This window comes from Candidatus Methanoperedens sp. (assembly GCA_027460535.1).
Lineage (GTDB): Archaea > Halobacteriota > Methanosarcinia > Methanosarcinales > Methanoperedenaceae > Methanoperedens.
Genome location: JAPZAR010000030.1, coordinates 84,853 through 103,947, shown reverse-complemented (window position 1 = coordinate 103,947; position 19,095 = coordinate 84,853). Strand labels below are relative to the sequence as shown.

Here is a 19,095-nt window from a genome sequence, read left to right as displayed (position 1 = left end):
CTAGATTTTTTATCATGTGTATGCGTTCATCGGCGTTATGCTCGCCGCGACGCATAGACACGTATGGCTGAAGCCATACGTGGATGCGCCCTCCAGAGGCGCAACTCTGGGCGTTCATCTGCGGTTTAACATTCTAAGAAATAGGTGAATACATATGCCAAAAATCACAATAATCGGCGCAGGCGCAGTTGGCGCTACTGCCGCGCAAAGAATAGCGGAAAAAGAACTCGGGGACGTTGTACTGACTGATATCGTTGAGGGCTTACCGCAGGGCAAGGCCCTTGACCTCCTTGAAGCAGGGCCTCTTCTCGGATATGACTCAAAGGTGACAGGCACGAACGATTACAGGGATATAGAGGGCTCGGATGTGGTTGTTATCACGGCAGGCATTGCAAGAAAACCCGGAATGACCAGGGAAGACCTTCTGAAGATAAATACCAAAATAATCAAGGAGGTTTCGCAGAATATTGCAGAATATGCCCCGGATTCGATAGTTATTACGGTCACAAATCCGCTCGACATAATGACTTATGTCACAATGAAGACCACGGGCTTTCTGCCTAACAGGGTTTTCGGGATGAGCGGTGTCCTGGATTCGGGAAGGTTCGCCACTTTTATCTCGATGGAACTCGGCTGCTCCGTGCGTGATATAAGTGCGATGGTGCTGGGAGGGCATGGCGATACGATGGTTCCGCTTCCCAGGTTCACAACAGTATCAGGTGTTCCGATCACAGAATTAATGGATGAACCATCCATTCAGCGCCTTGTGGACAGGACTGTCAACGGCGGGGCGGAGATAGTCAATCTCCTGAAAACCGGAAGTGCCTTCTATGCGCCTTCCGCTGCTGTGACCAGAATGGTAGAGGCAGTGGTAAAGGATACTAAGAGGATCCTTCCCGTATGCGCCTATCTGAATGGCGAATATGGCAAAAAGAATATATATCTTGGGGTTCCAGTTAGGCTTGGAAGACGTGGTATAGAAGGGATAATTGAGTTAGATCTCAATGAAGGGGAGAATAAGGCTCTGGAAAGATCCGCAGAAGCTGTCACATCTGGAATAGCTTCTCTCAAAGAGCTGTCCGTATAGAAAAGGAAAAAGATATATGCATGACGTATATATAGATGAACATCATAATGAGGCAATGCGTTGAACCTTAAGATCAAGCCAATCGGAGTAATCAAAAAAGCTAATTCCGGATTATCTGACGTTTTAATATATTCCGATTTTGAACAGGTACTTTCCAGCATTATGGAAAAATTCCAGAAAGGGGCAAACCTGCTGATAGTACATAAGAACAATGATATCACAGATCAACATCAGGTTCAGGTTTCGGCCGCCGAATTGATCAACCGTAGAGGCAATCTTCTGACCGTAAAAGGTATAGAAGCAGATAACGATTCTGTAATAGATATCAGACTGGGCAATGTAATGTGATCTGAGGCAACTATGGGGGTTGACCTCGGGGATCTTTTTGAGAAAAAAGAAGTAGAGCTTTCAGATCTAAAAGGAAGAGTCATCGCCATAGACGCGTACAACACCCTTTACCAATTCCTGAGCATAATCCGCCAGCGGGATGGCATGCCGCTCATAGACTCGCACGGCGAAATAACCTCACATCTCTCGGGGTTCTTATACAGGACAACGAATCTCATCGAAGAGGGTATCAAACCGGTGTTCGTCTTCGACGGGGCTCCTCCTCAATTTAAAAATACGACCATCGAGGCAAGAAAAAAAGTCAGGATAGAAGCCGCGAAACGATGGGAAGAAGCCCGCGACACAGGAGATGAAAATGCGTTAAAATATGCCCAGGCATCATCTCACATAAAGGGAAATATGGTGGATGATGCCAAGAGACTTCTCGGATTAATGGGACTTCCGGTGGTCCAGGCGCCTTCCGAAGGCGAAGCGCAGGCTGCATTCATTGTGCAGAATAAAGAAGCATATGCGGTCGGCTCCCAGGATTATGACGCACTCCTATTCGGTGCACCTTTTGTCGTCAGGAACCTGGCTGTTACTGGAAAAAGAAAACTTCCCGGAAAAAGTGTATACCTCGATGTTAAACCTGAGATCATAGACCTTGAAAACGGGCTCCATAAACTTGAGATCTCAAGAAAGCAGCTTGTGGATATCGCCATCCTCGTAGGGACGGATTATAACGAAGGGATCAAAGGGATCGGGCCGAAGAAAGCACTAAAATCCATAAAAAGGCATGGCAGAATTGAAGGGGTGCTTGCTGAACTTAATGCCGATATCAAAGGGCTTGCAGAGATAAGAGAACTGTTCCTCAATCCCGACGTAACAAGGGATTATGAACTTAAATGGAAAAAACCCGATGCAGCAGCGATAACTGATTTCCTATGCCGGGAGCATGATTTCTCGCAGGAGCGCGTATCCAAAGCTGTGGAGCGCCTGCTTGATGCTTCCGACCAGGGCCAGCAGACGCTTGAGAAATGGTTTTAAGGGTCACGAAAATTACCATGTCCCAGTCTATTCGATTTATCGAAGCATTCTGAACACGCCATCAGTGACCGCTTCGAATCCATCAGCCAGCCTGACGTACCCGTTTTTCCTGAGCCTGTGCTGTATCATGCCTTTATTGATCGCAAACCGCAGTTTCACCTGCGAAAAATCGCCCCTGAACATGAGAAGATTATGCCCCGCCATCTTCCACTCATCGCGTGTAAGCCTGTCTTCAAGCCTCTTGTAAAGTGCTGTGCCGGGCAGGGGATACGGTAATGTGTAAGACAGGTAATCCGAGGGCAGGTGCGTGGAGAAGCGAATCGTCCTGAGTATGGTTTCTTCGGTTTCACCGGGATAGCCCACGATGAAAAATGTTCCTGCCTCGATCCCTGCCTTCTTTGCCGCAGAAACTGCACTTTGCGCTTCCGCGACAGTGAATCTCTTTTTCAGCATACTTAAAACCCCGTTGTCCCCGGATTCTATCCCGAAGAGCACCCTGGCACAGCCTGCATCACGCATATTCTTGAACAGCTCGAAGTTTACATTGTCAACCCTGCAAAGGCAGTCCCATCTGAATACAAGCCTGCGCCTTTTTATCTCATCGCAGAGTTCCATGATCCTTTCTTTATTGAGCGTGAAGACATCATCGGAAAACCATATCCTGCTGTAACCAAGCTCCAAAACCTCTTCAATCTCACTAACAACATCCTGGAAACTCCTCTCCCTGTAGCGGTTCCCGAACACGGGACGTGCGCAGTAGTCGCAATTGTAAGGGCAGCCCCTTGTTGTTAAGACAGGCGTGCAGGTATACCCAAATTTTTTTTCCCAGTACCTCATGTACTTCTTGTTCTCAAACAGATCACGGGCAGGATGCGGGATGGAATCGATGTTCTCTTCATACTCCCTCAAGTCCATTCTTATTGTTCCGCTCTCATCCCTTAGCGCGATACCCTTTATACCTGAAAATCCCTGCCCGGCAAGATGCGTTTTTACGAGCTCAAGCATGGTTTGCTCTCCCTCTCTTAAAACCACGATATCAAAATCATCAAGGAATTTTCCGGGCTCCGATGTCGGGAATGGCCCGCCTGCCACAAGAAGAGGCTTATCCGGACGATTTTTAAGAGCCCTCGCGATCCTGAGCGCATTATCTCTCATCGTGACCATGCAGTATATGCCTACCACGCCAGGTGAAAGCTCCTGGGCTTGTTTTATAAGTTCCTCCGGCGGCATGAATGTTCCATCGAGTATTCTGACGCTTATCCCGCTCTTCCTGAGAACGGAAGCCAGGTACCCGAGTCCAAGCGGCGGGAAAAGCCAGAGCTTTCTCCATCCCGGCTCGCTGTGAGAGTATGGATAGATGAGAAGCACATCAGTTCTTGGACTCGTAGTAGTTCACCTCAGGAAAGCGGTATGAATGGTTATCATTCTCAAGGCTGATAAATATTTCATTATTTCCTGTTTTTGCGGCGCTATCATATCAGCATACATTCCCTGTGACAGCACCATTGGAGATGGGTGCCAGGTGCCGTCGTCCCCATAGTAGTTCGGGCGCTCGATCGATCCCGAAAAATTGGCAGCCAGGAATAGAACGCCGTTTTCCTTTGAGATGGATATTCCGTTGAGTACCGGAGAGCCTTCTCTGATTTTTGGCGGTTTCATGTACTCTCTGCGGAAATGCCACCGGCGATGTTTCTGTCCCATGAACCCACAACCACTTCCTTGGTCCCATCTTTGTTCAGATCTCCTATTGCAGCAGAAGCAAATATCTTCCCTCCGGTATGTTTCGGAAATCCGGAAAGCGTAGAGCCGTCGGCCTTGAATGCATAAACACTGCCGCCCCAATCTCCTGCCCTGACCATAGGCTGGTAAAGGTATGAATAGAGGCTAAAATAAAAAGGAAGAGCTATGATAAGCGAGGCAAGTACAATCGGCCACAGGCCCTTTGATTTTTGAAACCTGCACCCCCGCGAATAAACATACTTAATGGTATTGCAAGGCTGAAATATCTGAAGGATCCCGTGCTGCAGTCAAGCTATGCTTCATATCGAAACTATTAATGCGACAATCAACTTTCGCTAAGTGAGGTGATTCTATTGAACCTGCTCCTCGATAAGTGCCGGTTCAATTTGATAACGATATACCAGCCCGTGACCTGCCACACCAGAACTGTAAGATAACCTGCCATCAGCCTTACGCCACGTATCTTATGGTCAATACCCGATAGGTCTCCAATAACCTGTGGATATATCAGTGCAAAGAGCTGCGGGATAGATGTATTTAAGAATGCAAAAACGAGAGGTACAGACCAGGCGAAAGTATAGACCTTCCATGATATGTTATTCAATGTCATCACAATTACCAGGAATGGTATGAGCAGGTCAAGATTGGGCTCTGAAACCCAGGCGCGAGTGAGCAGGAATATCAGGATTATGCTACAAGCGCCCCGTGTCATTTCCTCTGGCGAATTGAACCGCGGATGCAGGAAGATGTAGCCTAATGCTACAGCAGGTATCCATACAAACCCGAGCAGGTACATGGAATCAGGGATATGGTATGTACCCTGCAGGGCTTCCATGAAACCAAAGATGGATAAACCTCCTGCAACCGTTTCGTGAGCATCCCAATTTCTCAATACAGGCCCAGGATTCCAGTTTAACAGGTAGAACGGCACTACTGTTAGAACAAGAATCGATGCCAGAGAGATTATGAGATATTTTGCGCAACTTTTCATCGACCCACGGGCTGTGTATATTATCGGAAGGGGAAGCAGGGGCAGGGCAATAGGTTTCAGGGAAATAGCAAGCGCAAGCAGGACAGCAGACCTGCCGGTCATTTTGCGATGCAGGTAATGAAACGATAATATCACAAGGAAAGCAACGATCCCGTCGATCTGGCCCCAGGCAGAGGTGGTGATCAGAATAAATGGATTAAATAGCATGAGAAGCCACGCTCTTCTGGCTTTTATTCGATCGATCTTCAGATCGTGCAGCAGCATATTTCTTACAGCATAGGCAAGGAATATGTTTGCCGCTATTATAGGGAGCTTGATCGCGAAGTTATACAGGAACAGGTCATGGACGATTTTATAGGAAAGCAAATAGATGAGCCCAAGGATTATAGCCCACGGAGGAGGATACCCTATGCCTGGGGTTATTCCCTGGAATATCTCGTGATTGAAAATGCCACCAAGATAGTGCTGTTCATAGGGATTCAACCCCCCGGCAACAAGATACCCTGTCCCCATTGATATTCTTATGTCATAGAAGTGACCCAGGAAAAAGGCGAGGGGAATCTGTATCATCAGGCTCAGAAGTAAAGCCAATTCATCTCGCGGAAGTAATGATACAATCCTGTGCCTAACGGTTTCTGCGTACACGTTACATCTCTTTATTGCTGATATACTTAAGTCGATATCACCTTAGAATAAAGTTTTCACTATTTTTCTATTTCCTTTTAATAATTCTCCGGTTTCACTAGATATATCTATTATGCCCTTCGGGGAATTAGCGCATTTTTCAAATCCTTAAATAGATATATTGGAATAAGCCTTATTTACATATAGTCCATAGAAACCTCAGGGCTCTGTACGAAATGTGGAGAGCATCACTAAATAAGAATGGGTAAAAAGTAGGATGATCCAAAAAAGGAAAAAACCTCAGGTGTTTATAAGTTCAACGATAAATGAACTAAAAGATGAACGGCTTATTGTCAAAGAAAGCTTGAATCAGTTTGGATTTGAGCCTGCAATGTTTGAAGAATGGGGCGCCCGATCATCAGGACTTAGACAAACATATATTGATGAGGTCATGAATTCTGATTTGTACGTTGGAATATTTGACAAAAAATATAGTGGTCCCACCATTGAAGAATATGAAACAGCTAGAGCTCATAATATAGATACAATTATTTATATTAAGAAATTTAATCTAGGCCGAAGAGAAAAGAAATTGCAATCTTTCATAGAGTCGATTTCTGATCCCGATGAAGGACATGTTCTTTGTTATTTTGATGATATTATGGACTTGAGGGCGAAGTTAAAAAATGATTTGTCATGGTGGATTGCAAGAATTGTCGTTTGTAAAACCAGTAATAAATCAAAAGAAGACAGATATACTGAATTGGAGATGAAATTGGCCTTGGATTCGTTGATTGCGAATAAAATTATTATAGTAACAGACGATATATGTAGACTTACTAAAGATTTCCTAAATGAAATTCTTGAAAATTTAAGGATAGATATGGATATGACAAAAACGCCTTTCAATTCTGTAAATGTTAAAACGTGTCTGATTAAAGCTATGATTATTTCATTATTGAAGAGAATGAAGAAAATAGATCAGACAGTTTTACATTTTTATGTTAATATAGTTAGTATTATTCTTAGTGGTGGATCGTTTTCAGATTTAATAGCTGATATAGAAAATAAGATAAAGGATAATGTAGGAGGATAAAGCCCAGTAATGGCGAAGGATGATATATGTGTGTGTCTTTGAAAAATCCATAAGCCTTATTTCAGGTTGTTTTTACGTCAATCAATCAGATGTGCAACACATTGACCTAACTACCAACAAGAATTGAAACGGTCACCCGTTCGTCACTTCTGTTTTCAACCGCATTTTTTTGAACGGCATCGACTGCTTCATTGCCAGAACTGATCTGCGGGGATATTAGTTTTTGCTGAAAACATCCGTGATTTCAAGTGTGTAAGTGAAATCTCGAGTACCTGGCCTCAAAGAATAGTTCAAGCCAGACCAGGAGAGGCAGCGCTTCACATGCTCCCTCCCTGAGATCAGTGATGAGCCGTTGATCTTTTTAAGAGCGAACGTGAGTGACCCCTTAACATCAGAAAAGGAGGCATTTTCTGAAATCACTTGCCTCCATGCTTCGATCCTGTCGTCCGTAACCTCTTCTCTGTCAAAGTATCTCCTGAAAAAATCCCCATCCTGTTCGTTCAGGATCAGGATCTCTTTGCATCCCCGGGTATCCAGTCCTGTTAGATCGACCTTTATCTGCATACTGCTCGATAGAGTGTAGGTAATATTGACCATGCCCCTTGACCTGACCTTGACGAACTCAGTGCGCAAACCGAGCGTTCTCCTGAATTCAATTATCTTCTTAAAGATGGGGCGGCATTTGAACCTTAAATACGACCACGTAAAGATCCTGTGAAGAATGGAAAAAATTTGATCAACATACGGTCCACTGGTACCGAATCTCTTTCGTGATACCGAATCCATCAGAAAGGACTTCATTAGCACATTCGGCTCATATAAATATACCTTGGCAGATGTTGAGAAAAAAGTATGATCAGCATACCTGACGACAGGAGCCCCGAAGCCAGCTCCCTCACCGATCAGCTCTTTGCGATCATGCATGAGCACAACGCCTTTCTGGAGGTTTGCAATCTCCAGGTTGTGGGGTCTTGAATCCGGATAAAGTCTGAGGGATACTCTGTCGGATAGCCTGATAGTAATGGGCTCTGTTAGCTTTGTAGCCATTGAATGATCATCCGTTCATCTGCAGGGTATGAAATAAAGCTATTTGTAGGGATAGATGTATTGTAGCGAGGTCATATGAAAAGTGCAGTAACACTTGTCTATCCTTATATTCTACCTGACGGCGATAATTCGATATTCAGGTTTCCTCCGCTCGGGCTGGGATATATAGCAGCGTACCTCAAAGCGAATGATGTCGGTGCGGAAATCATAGATTGCACCTTCCTCAGTCAGGGAAAAGCACTGGAACGGATCAGGAATGCGGGTTCCAAAATAATTGGCATCTATTCGATGTTTTCAATGACCGAAAAGGCCAAAGATTTAGCAAGGCTTGTGAGAGACGATTGCGAGTTACTTGTGGCAGGGGGACCCCAACCCACGCTGAATCCGACAGAGTTCCTCAGATATTTCGATGTTGTTGTGATTGGAGAGGGAGAGCAAACCATGCTTGAGCTCCAGAGAGCAGTTGAAGGAAAAGGAGACCTGTCTGGAATAAGGGGTATAGCCTATCGGGATGGGAGCTGCATAAAATATACAGAAAAGAGAAAACCTGTTACTGAGCTGGATGACATTCCAATGCCCAGCAGGGAACTTTTTGACAACAACGGATATAAAGAGCATTATAAAAAAAAGTTCGGCTACACCATCACATCTCTGATGACCTCAAGGGGGTGCCCATTCAAATGCGACTTCTGCAGCCAGCCTGTATTCGGAAATACGTTCAGGGCAAGGTCGGCGAAGAATATCGTGGACGAGATGCAGAGCATCATTGCGCTCGGATATGATAGGATCTGGTTTGCTGACGACTGCCTGACCCTGAACCGCGGCAGGATACTCGAGATTTGCAGAGAGATAACTGAGAGGGGCATGGAAATCGAGTGGGAATGCCTGTCAAGAGTTGATACAGTGGACAGGGAAGTGGTTGAGAACATGAAGCGGGCTGGATGCGTAAGCATCTTCTTCGGTATAGAATCGGGAAACGATTCAGTTCTTGAACTTATGAATAAGAGCATAACAACTGCGAAGGCGCGAGAAGCCATACATGCTGTCAAGCAGGCGAATATCAGAGCAGGAGCATTCTTCATCATAGGCTATCCGGGCGAGAGCGATGAAACCGTACTTGATACTGTGAGGTTTGCCACATCGCTGCCGCTGGATTATCTGTCGTTTACACTACCCTATCCCATTCCAGGAACACCTCTGTACGAAAGGGTCAAGGACGATGTTATTTTAGCAGGCTGGGAAGAGCATGCGAGCAAGAGTATGCTAAGGCACAAATTGTTGTTCAGGTCGCGGTTTTCCGAGACCAAGCTGAAGTTCGCGATAGTTAAGGCTATGGCGCAGCACAAGCTGAGGAGACAATTTGGCGAGAGAGTCGAAATAATAGTAAAACCACTGGGGTTCATAACAGATGTTGTATTCAGGCTGATGCGTTAAAAGCACATGCCACGAGTTCAGATCAGCCCTGCGATCTGTAAATATATCAACAAGCCGAGAATAAAACTGGTGACCCATAACAGGAAACTCAGGCGCATCCACAATCGCAGATTCAGGGGCTTCTTATTCAGGATGAACGCCATACCGGTCGCGATTGCAGAGATTCCGGTCAGTACGTGCAGAGAGGTGGAAAACATGCTGAATGAAAAAATCTCAAGAGGCGATGTCAAGTATATAAAAAGCGAGGGAGCCATTACGAATATAAGTCCTGCGGCGTTCAGAATAACTACCGCAGTCATGATCCCTGAATGTTTGATAAAGCGCTTTTTAATGCCTGACATTGCTCCGAAAATGAGCGCTGTCAGGACTATAATTTGAAGCAGCAGATTGAGGTCAGAGGAGACCGGTGCGCCTGTGCCGATAATCGCGGACATGTACCAAATCAATGTCCTGCATTCCATATAATAGCTGGTGCAATGAAATTCAGTAACCTGTTCTTCACTTTCAAGCTTCGGAGTTCATCGTAGCTGATGGTGAGCGGTTTGCTCACAAGCCCATCGATTGTAAGCTTCCAGATAACGGGATCAAACGAAGGTACCTCCTCGATACTCCTTATCCTGAAATGTGTTTATTGTTTTTAGTCCTATACTTTTAAGCAGGCTTAAGCCTGCAATTATTGCACCAATAAAGATGCCAAGATATAAAAAAAACCTCCGCCGGCTGCCGCCGCAACAATAAGAATGCCTGCAACAGCCAGCTTCGGCATTAGGGAGCGGGGGATAGAATGCATGATAGTAAGCCCTGAAACATAGAAATAACCGATGACGTAGAGGGCAAGGAACGGTACCAAAAAATAGCTTCCCGCTCTAAGTGAAAAGTAAAGAGCGACAAGGGCATAAGCACCCAGGCCAGCCTCTATGACCGTGATCATCGGAAAACTGAGCTTGTATTTTTTTCCTTCCCACTCATCCGTATCCGTCTCGATTCCAAATTTTGGTGTGCGCTGGAACGTACCCTTCCTGTTAAACAGTCCTTCAATCACCGCTTTTGTGTTATTGACCGAGATTCCCGTCCCTAGGAAGGTCAGAACTGGAAGATATTTCATACGGGTCTTCCATCCTTTGTACAACTCCCTCTGGGAGAGAGCATACATGGTCAACGGCCCAAATGTCCCGATTGCTAAAAAGTTAAAATAATAAAGGGTGGAGAGGTGTTCACTTGCAAGCAAAATGAGAGGCAGAATCAGGAGCAAGAGCATTACCATCAAGGGATGGACAGCATAGTAGGTGAGGTGCACAAGCGCCTGGAACTTCTTAAAGATAGAGACATCGGAAGACAATACTCTGGGCAATAATTTCCTCGAACATTGTATTGAACCCTTGGCCCATCTGAACTGCTGGCGTTTGAATGCGTTTATCTGCACAGGCACCTCAGCAGGAGATACCACATCTCCCAGAAAGACAAGCTTCCATCCCCGAAGCTGCGCCCTGTAGCTTAAGTCCAGGTCTTCGGTGAGAGTATCATCTTGCCATCCTCCTGCATCTTCGATGCATTGCCGCCTCCATATTCCTGCTGTCCCATTAAAGTTCAAAAAAAGCCCTGAACTGTACCTTGAGTTCTGCTCTATCTGGAAATGTCCGTCTATTCCAATGGCTATCACTTTTGTGAGAAGGGAGTAATTCTCATTTATGTGTCCCCAGCGGGTCTGTACCATTCCAACCTGGGGGGCTGAAAAATGTGGGATACACTTAATGAGAAAATCACTATCGGGCAAAAAGTCTGCGTCGAAAACCGCGATGAATTCGCCGTGTGCGCCTTTCAAACCTTCCTTAAGCGCCCCAGCCTTGTATCCATCTCTTTTTGTTCTATGGAGACAGTAAATATTCAGCCCCTGATCCCGAAACTCACGGACGCATCGTTGTATAATGTCTGTGGTTTCATCCGTGGAGTCGTCCAGCACTTGTATCTCAAGATTCTCTCTCGGGTAATTTAACGCGGCAACTTTTCTGATCAGGCGCTCCACAACATAGAGTTCATTATAAACAGGAAGCTGGACAGTGACTGTTGGGCAGAAAGAAAAATTTGGTTTTTTCTCGGTTCTTTTCCGAGTGTACAGGTAGGCTAGCACGAAACAATTATTCCCATAAATGAAAAGAGTAAATAAGATGGCGATGTAAACCACAAGCAGCGCATCGAGGAGGGTCATATCCTATCCCCAAAAAGAGCATAAGCTTCAGTTTCATATCGCGGGCCCGCTGCTCCGTTGCATAAAAGCCGCCTTTTCGTTTCAGGGAGAAGGCATTCGCTTCCTTTCAGGCAATACATCCCTTCCTGATGCACTACTTCGGGCATGGTCTGGAGTTCCCGGAATACCGTCTCCTTCTGGATTTCTCCACCGATCAGAGTATTCGAGTGATGCAAAATGTTGAGAGCATACCCTCTTCTTTCTGCAAGATGCAAGGTCAAAAGAATCCTGGCTGCAAGATTGCTGTCTCTGTTTTCCCTGTTGAACATAATCACGTTTGGGTTTTTTACATTTTACAGGTATTGCAGATTTAATAAAGTATCTTTTTTGCCGGGCCGAGAAAATACTCAAGATTTCTCTTAATACAACCATCCAAATAATCTCTGTGAGAGCCCGATCTCCTTCACCTCAACAGGCGCCTGCATAGTAGTTGAATATACGGTATCTCCATCCAGGTTTTCGTATCTTATCACCGTGTCCACTCCATAGGTCTTGGGCACAGCCTTGCTATCTGCCTTTATTTTATAGCTGGCAACTACTGTATCACCGGGCTTTATGGTATAGAGGAATGCCTGGTCGTCCGTGGTGCTCAGGGGGTCTGATGGGTTGATTATTGCCTTTGCATTCGTTGCTTCTTCCTCCCCCGTATTTTTAATCGCTATCTGCACGACATCTTCCCTTCCGGGATAAAGGCTGCCTGTGGTTCGCACCACCTCAAAATCCGCCTGCGTTTTTACCTTGAATTTCAGGGTCTGGTTCTGGCCAATCATCGAGTACCAGTAGCTTGCATCGTATGTTTGCGCAGTGGCATTGGGATTTGAGATCTGCACATATTTCTGATAATCATAGGTTAGATTTAAGTAGAGATTATATAAGCCTGCCTTGGCTTTCTTGGCGATTTTTATATCGAATTTTACCGGAGAAAGCGTATTCTCTCCGCTCTTTATTGAACCGACCTGCTGGGCGGGAGACATGACTTCAAGCGGACCTCTCGGATCAACTGAGAGCGCTACAACTATGCCGGTTGCATCCACTATCCTGCTTTCAAGCTTTATCTGGGTCTGAGCGGCATATATTTCATCAGCTGTTGTAGGGGTATGGTCTCTCTCAAATCCTAAATATTTGCCCCGGTTCATTAAATCAATAGGCAGAGTAATGGTCTGGTCCCTATCGAATTCATTGGTGCCGACAATGGTAGCATTAATATCCGGGCTGCCGTATGTATAATAGTAATGTGACCCAAAATCAAAGCTTCTGGGCACATTATATGTGCTGGGGGTATCAGCGCCCGCTGCTGCGGACATCAAAACCAATAGAAATAAGGTGATCAAAATTTGTTTCATTTATGCTTCCCTCCTGAAAAGATAGACACCTAATGCAAAATAAAGAATCGCAAAGAAAATAAGTATAATCAAATCATTGGCTATAAAAGCTAGACCCTGACCCTTGATCATAATGGTACGCATTGCATCGTTAGCATACGTGAGAGGCACCATATACGCTATCCAGCGCATCCAGTCGGGAGCTGAGCCCAAAGGATAGAAAACGCCTGTGGCAAACATGGAAGGAAATGCGACTAACATGCTTATCGCCTGAAAAGAGATCATGTCCTCTGATATGGCAGATATAGCCATTCCAAGACCTACCGCGCCAAAAGTGAAAATGATAAGCACCAGAGCCACGAGGAGCCAACTTCCATTCATAGTGACGCCGAGGAGAACAATTGCGCCGAGTATCAGTACCACAGCCCTGGCAAGCTGCAATACAAGCTGATGCAGAGTTTTGCCGAGAATAATTGCACCCCGGCTCACTGGTGTCATCATAATACGAACCAAAGTGCCGTCCTGCCGCTCTCCTGCTATCGCATAACCCATGGTCTGAATTGTGCCGAAAAATACTGTAAGTGCAATAACAGCAGGTGTGAGAAAGTCGATGTACTCCAGCTTTCCGTAAATATCAGGAATATTCAACGAAACAAGCGAACCTGACGTTCCTGCAAATAACTGTTTCATGAAATTAATGATTATGCCGCTTGATGTGGTGTCTGAGGAATCGGTCAGCAGTGTCAGGGTCACGTTCTCATTTTTTGCAACGCGTTCACTATAATCCGGCGGAATTATGAGGACGGCTTTATACAACCCACCGTCTATTTTTCTCTCAGCCTCGGATTGGGACATATCCTTCGTATAGGTTATGGAGAACATTCTGGGATCCCCGTATTTGGGGATGAAGCTTCCGATTTCCTGGACAAGGGAACTTGAAGCTGTACCTATGTCATCATTGATAACGAGAATGTCGGCATTTTTGATTGTGCCGCCCATGCCATAGCCGAAAAAGACGATCATGACTATCGGGAACATGAACATCGGGATCATGAATGCTTTTTTCCTGAGGATCTGCCTGAACTCCTTTATCATAATTATCCAGGATTTCCTGATTTCCTTTTTTAAATCCAATTCAATCACGTATCTCCTCGCCTGTCAGATGAATGAAAACTTCTTCAAGACTCGTGCTATTTGAAGCCTTCTTAAGATTCTCAGGCGTATCTAAAGCCATCAGTTTACCTGCATTCATTATCGCGACCCTGTCGCAGAGTTTATCTGCCTCGTCCATATAATGTGTAGTGAAAATAAGAGTTTTTCCTTCCTTATTGAATTTCCGGGCAAGTTTCCAGATAGCTTGTCTTGTCTGCGGGTCAAGCCCTGTGGTCGGCTCGTCCCAGAAGATTATCTGCGGGTCGTGTATCACTGCACTGATCACGGAAAGGCGCTGCTTCATGCCGCCTGAAAAGCCGCCTGTAAGACGTTCTGCATGAGTTTCAAGATTGACCAGTTTCAGGTAGTACTCAATCCTTTCTTCCTTGACCTTTCTGGGCACGTCATAAAGGTTTCCCATAAGCTCCAGGTTCTCCCTGGCTGTAAGGTCAGGGTAAAGGCTGAGTTTCTGGGGAACTATACCTATGAAGGTTCTTATCCTGTCATCCTCTTTTTCAACATCAAAACCTGCAACTTTTATACTGCCTCTTGTGGGTTTTATTAACGTGGTCATCATGGCGAATGCGGTGGATTTGCCCGCCCCGTTGGGCCCTATCATACCAAAGATCTCGCCTTTGAATATATCGAAACTGACATTATCCACTGCCGTTATCTTCGCCCTTCTTGCGAGGAAAACCTTGGTAAGATCCCTGACCTCAATAATAGGTTCCAATAAGTTCAAATCTCCTTCTCGATTATATTAAGACTAATACAAAATAAAAGCTTGTGAAATATTTCTTTAATATTTATTTCATAAATAACGTCCACCAGTTAATTATACTGATAGATAGAAAAACAATTCCTATGCTCTTAATAATATTTGCAATTGAAATCACGATCAAGAACCGTTTTGAGTCATAGTTTTCTATTCCAGCCGCAATAGGAGCAAGGTCAACCACAAGAGGAATCCATGGTGAAATTAAAAGGAGCAATGCACCATGCCTATGAAAATACATCTGTATCTTTCTGTCGTTTTCCTTATTACGAAACTGGATAATTTTTGTAAGTCCATGTTTTCCCATAAAATAACCTGCAGATGCTCCGAGTATTGAGCCAGATGTCAAAATTATGAATATCAGATCAGGATTTCCTCCAATACCAAGCAGCCCAAAAACTACTGGCTCTGTAGGTATTGGTATGATAGATGAAATAATGCTAATGATAAAAAGCCCGATCATGCCATAAGATATGAATAAATCGAATAATGTCATTTCTTATCCCTATACTTGCATTAATATTTTATAAATCCCTCATGTAAATTGAGCGAAAAGTGGAATATGATATCTTCATGATATTATCAGGTTTGACCAATCAATGCTGGCAAAAAGCTATTTCATATCGAATGTCTGCCTGGGTTGCAGAACCTCCATTTCTTATCAAGAAGGATACTATGTCCTTCTCTTTTTTCTGAAAGAGTGTCTATGAAGGAAAAAAGATAGCCAGATATTCATTGTTCAAACCGCAGTGCATCCACAGGGTTCTTCTTTGCCGCCGTCCAGCAGGCACAACACCTGAGATCACGCCCACGAACACGGAGAATACAAGTGCAAATATTATAAGCTGTGGCGTGACAATTGCGTTCATCATCCCCAGGTCCGCATATTAATCCCTATTGGTATCCGTATTAAAACGCGGGATTCTATACGGGATCTCCATATGGGGCATCTATCCTCCTTTTGGTTTCCGGAAATAGGAAGTTATTTTTCTTCGCTGCCAGTATAATACCACTATAATAACAGCCGCCAGCAGCCATGTGGTATAATTTGTGCTGCTCTGTGCTCTTGTCCCTGCCTGGGTCGATGCCAAATCCGCAGCAAGATTTTTTGTAATGGCATGTCTTACTCCACTGGTGTCGGTGTACTGAATCACTACATCGAGGTTGTTTCCTGCTCCTGGCTTTTTCGAGATCTGGAATATTGCGGATGTGTAATCACCCGGATTTAAATTCCCAAGCACGGCAGAACTGCTCCCCGTCGAAGTGAAGTTCTTTTGGTTCGGTATGCTGACGGTCACGGCACTTGCGGGATTTATCCCCACATTGGCAACATTGAGCGAAAATGAGCCCAGAGTCACCTGGTAACTTATCTCAAAATCAGTTGTTCCTGCGACAACCAGCCCTACGAAATCACTGGATGAAAAATTGTCCAGGCCTGTAAATGTCAAAGGCAGATTATACACCCCCGGACGTGCGGCAATGTCAACAGCAAGGTCGAACGTAATACTGGCTTCGTCCCCGGGCTTGAGGTTGCCGAGTGAAAATTTTGTTCCTCCTCCCAAAATTGAAAAAGATGAGCCGGAAACATCTAATTCACCCACAACATTCTGGACAGTACCTGTGCCTGTATTCTTGAGCAGCAGTGTTTCGCTATTAATGCTCATCGGTTCAACAAAACCGAGCGTTGAATTTAGCAGAACTAATACGGGCTTTCCCTTAATGGTTAATATCTGATCCTCAAGCTTTGTGGTTACCGGGGTCGGTTGAGTAGCGGCGCTGGTCAGCTGCCCCGTTGAAGTAATATAGACGTCGAAAAGATAATTTCCTTCCTTCGAATCAGGGTTTACATGGATCCTGAACCTGGCAGTTCTCTGATCCCCCCATTTATCGATAGTTCCCAGATAAGCTATATCGTCCAGCAAGCTCACGGCATTTGCTGAGGCATTGTCCTTGGGTACTAGCCTGACTGTTACATCTGTCAAAAAGTTGCCAAATCCAAGGTTCTGTACAGGCACGTATATGTAGGTCGTATCCCCCGGATAAACCGGCGCCGTGTCAGTTACAAGAAACTCAGAGGCGGCAGATGCAACATGTACCAGCAATAATGCTAACATAGTCAACAAAATCAAATTTATTCTTCTCATGCTTCACCTACTATTTTCCCATCCAGCATTTTCACAACTCTTCCTGCATATCCCGCTATTCTCGGGTCGTGAGTTATCATCACCATGGTCAACCCTTCGCTGTTCAAGCGTTTGAATACCTCCATAATTTCACTGCCTGCCTTTGTGTCAAGATTCCCTGTAGGCTCATCAGCCAGGAGGATAGAAGGACCTGTAGAGAGAGCACGAGCTATTGCCACTCTCTGCTGCTGCCCGCCCGATAGCTGGGCAGGGAAATGATATCCGCGATCCACCAATCCGACAGTAGCCAGAAGGTTTTGCGATATCTCTTCTACCTCTCTTTCAGAGAACTCATGAATTCTCATGGGGAGCCGGATGTTCTCAAGAGCTGTCAGTGTAGGATACAGGTTAAAAGTCTGGAATACAAATCCGATTTTCTTGCCTCTTATGCGGGCAAGTTCATCCCTCTTGAATTCCGATATGTCCCTTTTTTCAAGCAAAACTTTTCCCCGGGTAGGCATATCCAGGCAGCCTATCATGTTTAACATCGTTGATTTGCCGCATCCGCTTGGTCCTGTTATTGCAACTGCTTCGCCTCTTTTGATTGCAAGGTTTATCCCGGAAAGCGCAGTTACCTCAACTTCTCCCATGCGGTAAATTTTCCAGACGTCTTGCAATTCTATTATAGTTTCCATTAGGTCACCCTAAAAAACGGTTTATGTGCCCATAGGTCGGGCTTTTGGTGTTCTTCATCCAACCGCTTCATTATCTCCCCTTTTATATATTACCTTGCTTCTATCAATATCAAATAGGGTGGCAGAGTATATACTTTCATCGGTAGAAAACAAAGGGCCGACTTCTTTATTTCCAGTTTGAATTGACAATTCATGTATGCCCAAATAGGTAAATCCCGGAGGTGTATTGGTTTTGGCCATTAAATCCGGACCTGTGGTCTGATCACTTTGAGGGCTTTCTATATTTTTATGGAAGATATTTACTGATATTAAAGCCGCTGCAATAATTAAAGCGATCGATAATACAAATTTATTTGCCATAATAATCTCTTTTTGCATTTCATGTCACAGTGAACTAAAAAATACATGTTCCATTCTCATTTTCTGAGAATCATAGAAATCATTAACTAAGATCAATACTTTATACTAAATACGGAATTGGAATCAGGCATTCCTGGAAAACTATGACGCCATACTTAATCATCGCCATTCGATTTCTATTGGGTTTAATTCTAATGATCTTATCATTCCGAGCATTTTTGAAAACAAAAGCAAGTGCCATGTTTTACCTCGCCTTGGGATTTTCCCTGATAGCAGTAGGAAATCTATTTTCTGCCATTTACTATATTAATGACGTTAGGATGGACAGATTACTTGCAAATATTTTCGATATACTCGGGCTGATTGCATTGATAATAGCGGTGGAAAAAAGCTAATAATATTGGTGGAAGAAGGTAATTGGAATAGATCAAATATGAGCAAAGAAGAGTTGCTTTTTGAGCTCCTGGCAAATAAGTACTCACGAGCAATAATATCCCTGACATCCATAAAAGAATGTTCAGCCATCCAATTGAGCCAGGAACTCGAAATACCGCTTGCAACTGTGTACAGGAAGCTTAAGCTTCTGGAAAGTACGGGGCTCATTCAGCATGTGAAGACGATCATAAATCTTCAGGGTAACGAGGAGAAATATTATCGCTGTGCAATTCGCGAGGCTGTGGTGCATATCAATGGAGGAGAGCTTTCTCTCGACCTTAAGAAAGAAGATCGTAGCGAAAAGATCATCAGACTATGGAAAAGGCTCGCTCATCCAGATAAGGAAGATGTCGTGCCAAGTCGCTGATATCGATAAAGGCAAAACTCAGCTAAATGCAGGAATAGTGGATAGAAGGGAAGGGAGAAGTGGATATCAATTTAATAATAATTAATCTATATTAAAAATTTCGGAAGGTTTTAATATCAGTTAGTTAATAGTCAAACCATCATGTATATGATGGCCGCTCAAAGGAGTGGGCCATGGTGTGGTGAAAGAGGTGGGAAAATTATCAAGGAAAAGATTGCAGTTGGCTTG

Annotated in this window: 24 protein-coding genes; 7 read left to right on the top strand and 17 right to left on the bottom strand. The window is 44.5% G+C overall.

Features of this window, described 5'->3' with window-relative positions:
• Positions 1-154 precede the first annotated feature (154 nt).
• The 3 genes from mdh to fen are packed head-to-tail and all read left to right on the top strand — an operon-like array spanning position 155 to position 2,461.
• Positions 155-1,087: a malate dehydrogenase gene (gene mdh, locus O8C65_14115; GenBank protein MCZ7358056.1), complete on the top strand. Its 933-nt coding sequence runs from the start codon at positions 155-157 to the stop codon at positions 1,085-1,087.
• Positions 1,088-1,147: 60 nt separating this feature from the next.
• A complete protein-coding gene (locus O8C65_14110; protein MCZ7358055.1) occupies positions 1,148-1,435 on the top strand; it encodes a hypothetical protein in 288 nt (95 codons plus the stop codon).
• 12 nt (positions 1,436-1,447) lie between these two features.
• Positions 1,448-2,461 (top strand): flap endonuclease-1, encoded by a 1,014-nt coding sequence (gene fen / locus O8C65_14105; protein MCZ7358054.1) that lies wholly within the window; start codon positions 1,448-1,450, stop codon positions 2,459-2,461.
• 36 nt (positions 2,462-2,497) lie between these two features.
• Here fen and O8C65_14100 read toward each other — a convergent pair whose 3' ends face one another.
• From O8C65_14100 to O8C65_14085, 4 genes are all read right to left on the bottom strand, one after another.
• Positions 2,498-3,829 (bottom strand): radical SAM protein, encoded by a 1,332-nt coding sequence (locus O8C65_14100; GenBank protein ID MCZ7358053.1) that lies wholly within the window; start codon positions 3,827-3,829, stop codon positions 2,498-2,500.
• A 24-nt stretch (positions 3,830-3,853) separates the two neighbouring features.
• The gene (locus O8C65_14095; protein MCZ7358052.1) at positions 3,854-4,120 is read right to left on the bottom strand and encodes a hypothetical protein; all 267 of its coding nucleotides are present in this window, start codon (positions 4,118-4,120) and stop codon (positions 3,854-3,856) included.
• The gene (locus O8C65_14090; protein MCZ7358051.1) at positions 4,117-4,320 is read right to left on the bottom strand and encodes a hypothetical protein; all 204 of its coding nucleotides are present in this window, start codon (positions 4,318-4,320) and stop codon (positions 4,117-4,119) included. The genes O8C65_14095 and O8C65_14090 overlap by 4 nt, the downstream gene beginning before the upstream one ends.
• 206 nt (positions 4,321-4,526) lie before the next feature.
• A complete protein-coding gene (locus tag O8C65_14085; GenBank protein MCZ7358050.1) occupies positions 4,527-5,837 on the bottom strand; it encodes a glycosyltransferase 87 family protein in 1,311 nt (436 codons plus the stop codon).
• Between the two features lie 256 nt (positions 5,838-6,093).
• Here O8C65_14085 and O8C65_14080 point away from each other — a divergent pair, with 256 nt between their 5' ends.
• Positions 6,094-6,912 (top strand): DUF4062 domain-containing protein, encoded by an 819-nt coding sequence (locus O8C65_14080; protein ID MCZ7358049.1) that lies wholly within the window; start codon positions 6,094-6,096, stop codon positions 6,910-6,912.
• A gap of 216 nt (positions 6,913-7,128) precedes the next feature.
• Here O8C65_14080 and O8C65_14075 read toward each other — a convergent pair whose 3' ends face one another.
• A complete protein-coding gene (locus O8C65_14075; protein ID MCZ7358048.1) occupies positions 7,129-7,959 on the bottom strand; it encodes a hypothetical protein in 831 nt (276 codons plus the stop codon).
• 75 nt (positions 7,960-8,034) lie between these two features.
• On the opposite strand from O8C65_14075, the gene O8C65_14070 reads away from it, so the two are divergent.
• Positions 8,035-9,393: a radical SAM protein gene (locus O8C65_14070; GenBank protein ID MCZ7358047.1), complete on the top strand. Its 1,359-nt coding sequence runs from the start codon at positions 8,035-8,037 to the stop codon at positions 9,391-9,393.
• Positions 9,394-9,410: 17 nt separating this feature from the next.
• On the opposite strand, the gene O8C65_14065 is transcribed toward O8C65_14070, so the two are convergent.
• From O8C65_14065 to O8C65_14010, 12 genes are all read right to left on the bottom strand, one after another.
• Positions 9,411-9,827: a hypothetical protein gene (locus O8C65_14065; protein MCZ7358046.1), complete on the bottom strand. Its 417-nt coding sequence runs from the start codon at positions 9,825-9,827 to the stop codon at positions 9,411-9,413.
• An 8-nt stretch (positions 9,828-9,835) separates the two neighbouring features.
• Positions 9,836-10,000, bottom strand: a complete 165-nt coding sequence (locus O8C65_14060) for a molybdopterin-dependent oxidoreductase (protein MCZ7358045.1) — start codon at positions 9,998-10,000, stop codon at positions 9,836-9,838.
• Positions 10,001-10,066: 66 nt separating this feature from the next.
• Complete coding sequence (locus O8C65_14055) at positions 10,067-11,599, bottom strand: glycosyltransferase family 2 protein (GenBank protein MCZ7358044.1); 1,533 nt, start codon at positions 11,597-11,599, stop codon at positions 10,067-10,069.
• Positions 11,596-11,907, bottom strand: a complete 312-nt coding sequence (locus tag O8C65_14050) for a hypothetical protein (GenBank protein ID MCZ7358043.1) — start codon at positions 11,905-11,907, stop codon at positions 11,596-11,598. The genes O8C65_14055 and O8C65_14050 overlap by 4 nt, the downstream gene beginning before the upstream one ends.
• A gap of 90 nt (positions 11,908-11,997) precedes the next feature.
• Positions 11,998-12,981 carry a hypothetical protein gene (locus tag O8C65_14045; protein ID MCZ7358042.1) on the bottom strand — a complete coding sequence of 328 codons (984 nt, stop codon included), beginning with the start codon at positions 12,979-12,981 and terminating at the stop codon, positions 11,998-12,000.
• Positions 12,982-14,103, bottom strand: a complete 1,122-nt coding sequence (locus tag O8C65_14040) for an ABC transporter permease (GenBank protein ID MCZ7358041.1) — start codon at positions 14,101-14,103, stop codon at positions 12,982-12,984.
• A complete protein-coding gene (locus tag O8C65_14035; protein ID MCZ7358040.1) occupies positions 14,096-14,854 on the bottom strand; it encodes an ATP-binding cassette domain-containing protein in 759 nt (252 codons plus the stop codon). The genes O8C65_14040 and O8C65_14035 overlap by 8 nt, the downstream gene beginning before the upstream one ends.
• Positions 14,855-14,918: 64 nt before the next feature.
• A complete protein-coding gene (locus O8C65_14030) occupies positions 14,919-15,383 on the bottom strand; it encodes a VTT domain-containing protein (protein ID MCZ7358039.1) in 465 nt (154 codons plus the stop codon).
• 208 nt (positions 15,384-15,591) lie between these two features.
• Entirely contained in the window at positions 15,592-15,759 is a 168-nt protein-coding gene (locus tag O8C65_14025; protein ID MCZ7358038.1) for a hypothetical protein, read from the bottom strand.
• A gap of 78 nt (positions 15,760-15,837) precedes the next feature.
• Positions 15,838-17,031, bottom strand: a complete 1,194-nt coding sequence (locus O8C65_14020; GenBank protein ID MCZ7358037.1) for a hypothetical protein — start codon at positions 17,029-17,031, stop codon at positions 15,838-15,840.
• Entirely contained in the window at positions 17,028-17,705 is a 678-nt protein-coding gene (locus tag O8C65_14015; protein ID MCZ7358036.1) for an ABC transporter ATP-binding protein, read from the bottom strand. The genes O8C65_14020 and O8C65_14015 overlap by 4 nt, the downstream gene beginning before the upstream one ends.
• Before the next feature lie 54 nt (positions 17,706-17,759).
• The gene (locus O8C65_14010) at positions 17,760-18,083 is read right to left on the bottom strand and encodes a hypothetical protein (GenBank protein MCZ7358035.1); all 324 of its coding nucleotides are present in this window, start codon (positions 18,081-18,083) and stop codon (positions 17,760-17,762) included.
• Between the two features lie 200 nt (positions 18,084-18,283).
• Between O8C65_14010 and O8C65_14005 the strand changes: the two genes are divergently transcribed.
• Positions 18,284-18,460: a hypothetical protein gene (locus tag O8C65_14005; protein ID MCZ7358034.1), complete on the top strand. Its 177-nt coding sequence runs from the start codon at positions 18,284-18,286 to the stop codon at positions 18,458-18,460.
• Between the two features lie 38 nt (positions 18,461-18,498).
• On the top strand, positions 18,499-18,867 hold the full coding sequence (locus O8C65_14000; protein MCZ7358033.1) for a helix-turn-helix domain-containing protein: 369 nt from the start codon (positions 18,499-18,501) through the stop codon (positions 18,865-18,867).
• The last annotated feature ends 228 nt before the right edge of the window (positions 18,868-19,095 follow it).

Coding starts and splice junctions, on each gene's coding strand:
- mdh (MCZ7358056.1), top strand. CDS start 155: ATGCCAAAAATCACAATAATCGGCGCAGGCGCAGTTGGCGCTACTGCC.
- fen (MCZ7358054.1), top strand. CDS start 1,448: ATGGGGGTTGACCTCGGGGATCTTTTTGAGAAAAAAGAAGTAGAGCTT.
- O8C65_14095 (MCZ7358052.1), bottom strand. CDS start 4,120: ATGAAACCGCCAAAAATCAGAGAAGGCTCTCCGGTACTCAACGGAATA.
- O8C65_14090 (MCZ7358051.1), bottom strand. CDS start 4,320: ATGGTCAGGGCAGGAGATTGGGGCGGCAGTGTTTATGCATTCAAGGCC.
- O8C65_14080 (MCZ7358049.1), top strand. CDS start 6,094: ATGATCCAAAAAAGGAAAAAACCTCAGGTGTTTATAAGTTCAACGATA.
- O8C65_14075 (MCZ7358048.1), bottom strand. CDS start 7,959: ATGGCTACAAAGCTAACAGAGCCCATTACTATCAGGCTATCCGACAGA.
- O8C65_14070 (MCZ7358047.1), top strand. CDS start 8,035: ATGAAAAGTGCAGTAACACTTGTCTATCCTTATATTCTACCTGACGGC.
- O8C65_14065 (MCZ7358046.1), bottom strand. CDS start 9,827: ATGTCCGCGATTATCGGCACAGGCGCACCGGTCTCCTCTGACCTCAAT.
- O8C65_14055 (MCZ7358044.1), bottom strand. CDS start 11,599: ATGACCCTCCTCGATGCGCTGCTTGTGGTTTACATCGCCATCTTATTT.
- O8C65_14050 (MCZ7358043.1), bottom strand. CDS start 11,907: ATGTTCAACAGGGAAAACAGAGACAGCAATCTTGCAGCCAGGATTCTT.
- O8C65_14045 (MCZ7358042.1), bottom strand. CDS start 12,981: ATGAAACAAATTTTGATCACCTTATTTCTATTGGTTTTGATGTCCGCA.
- O8C65_14030 (MCZ7358039.1), bottom strand. CDS start 15,383: ATGACATTATTCGATTTATTCATATCTTATGGCATGATCGGGCTTTTT.
- O8C65_14025 (MCZ7358038.1), bottom strand. CDS start 15,759: ATGATGAACGCAATTGTCACGCCACAGCTTATAATATTTGCACTTGTA.
- O8C65_14020 (MCZ7358037.1), bottom strand. CDS start 17,031: ATGAGAAGAATAAATTTGATTTTGTTGACTATGTTAGCATTATTGCTG.
- O8C65_14015 (MCZ7358036.1), bottom strand. CDS start 17,705: ATGGAAACTATAATAGAATTGCAAGACGTCTGGAAAATTTACCGCATG.
- O8C65_14010 (MCZ7358035.1), bottom strand. CDS start 18,083: ATGCAAAAAGAGATTATTATGGCAAATAAATTTGTATTATCGATCGCT.
- O8C65_14000 (MCZ7358033.1), top strand. CDS start 18,499: ATGAGCAAAGAAGAGTTGCTTTTTGAGCTCCTGGCAAATAAGTACTCA.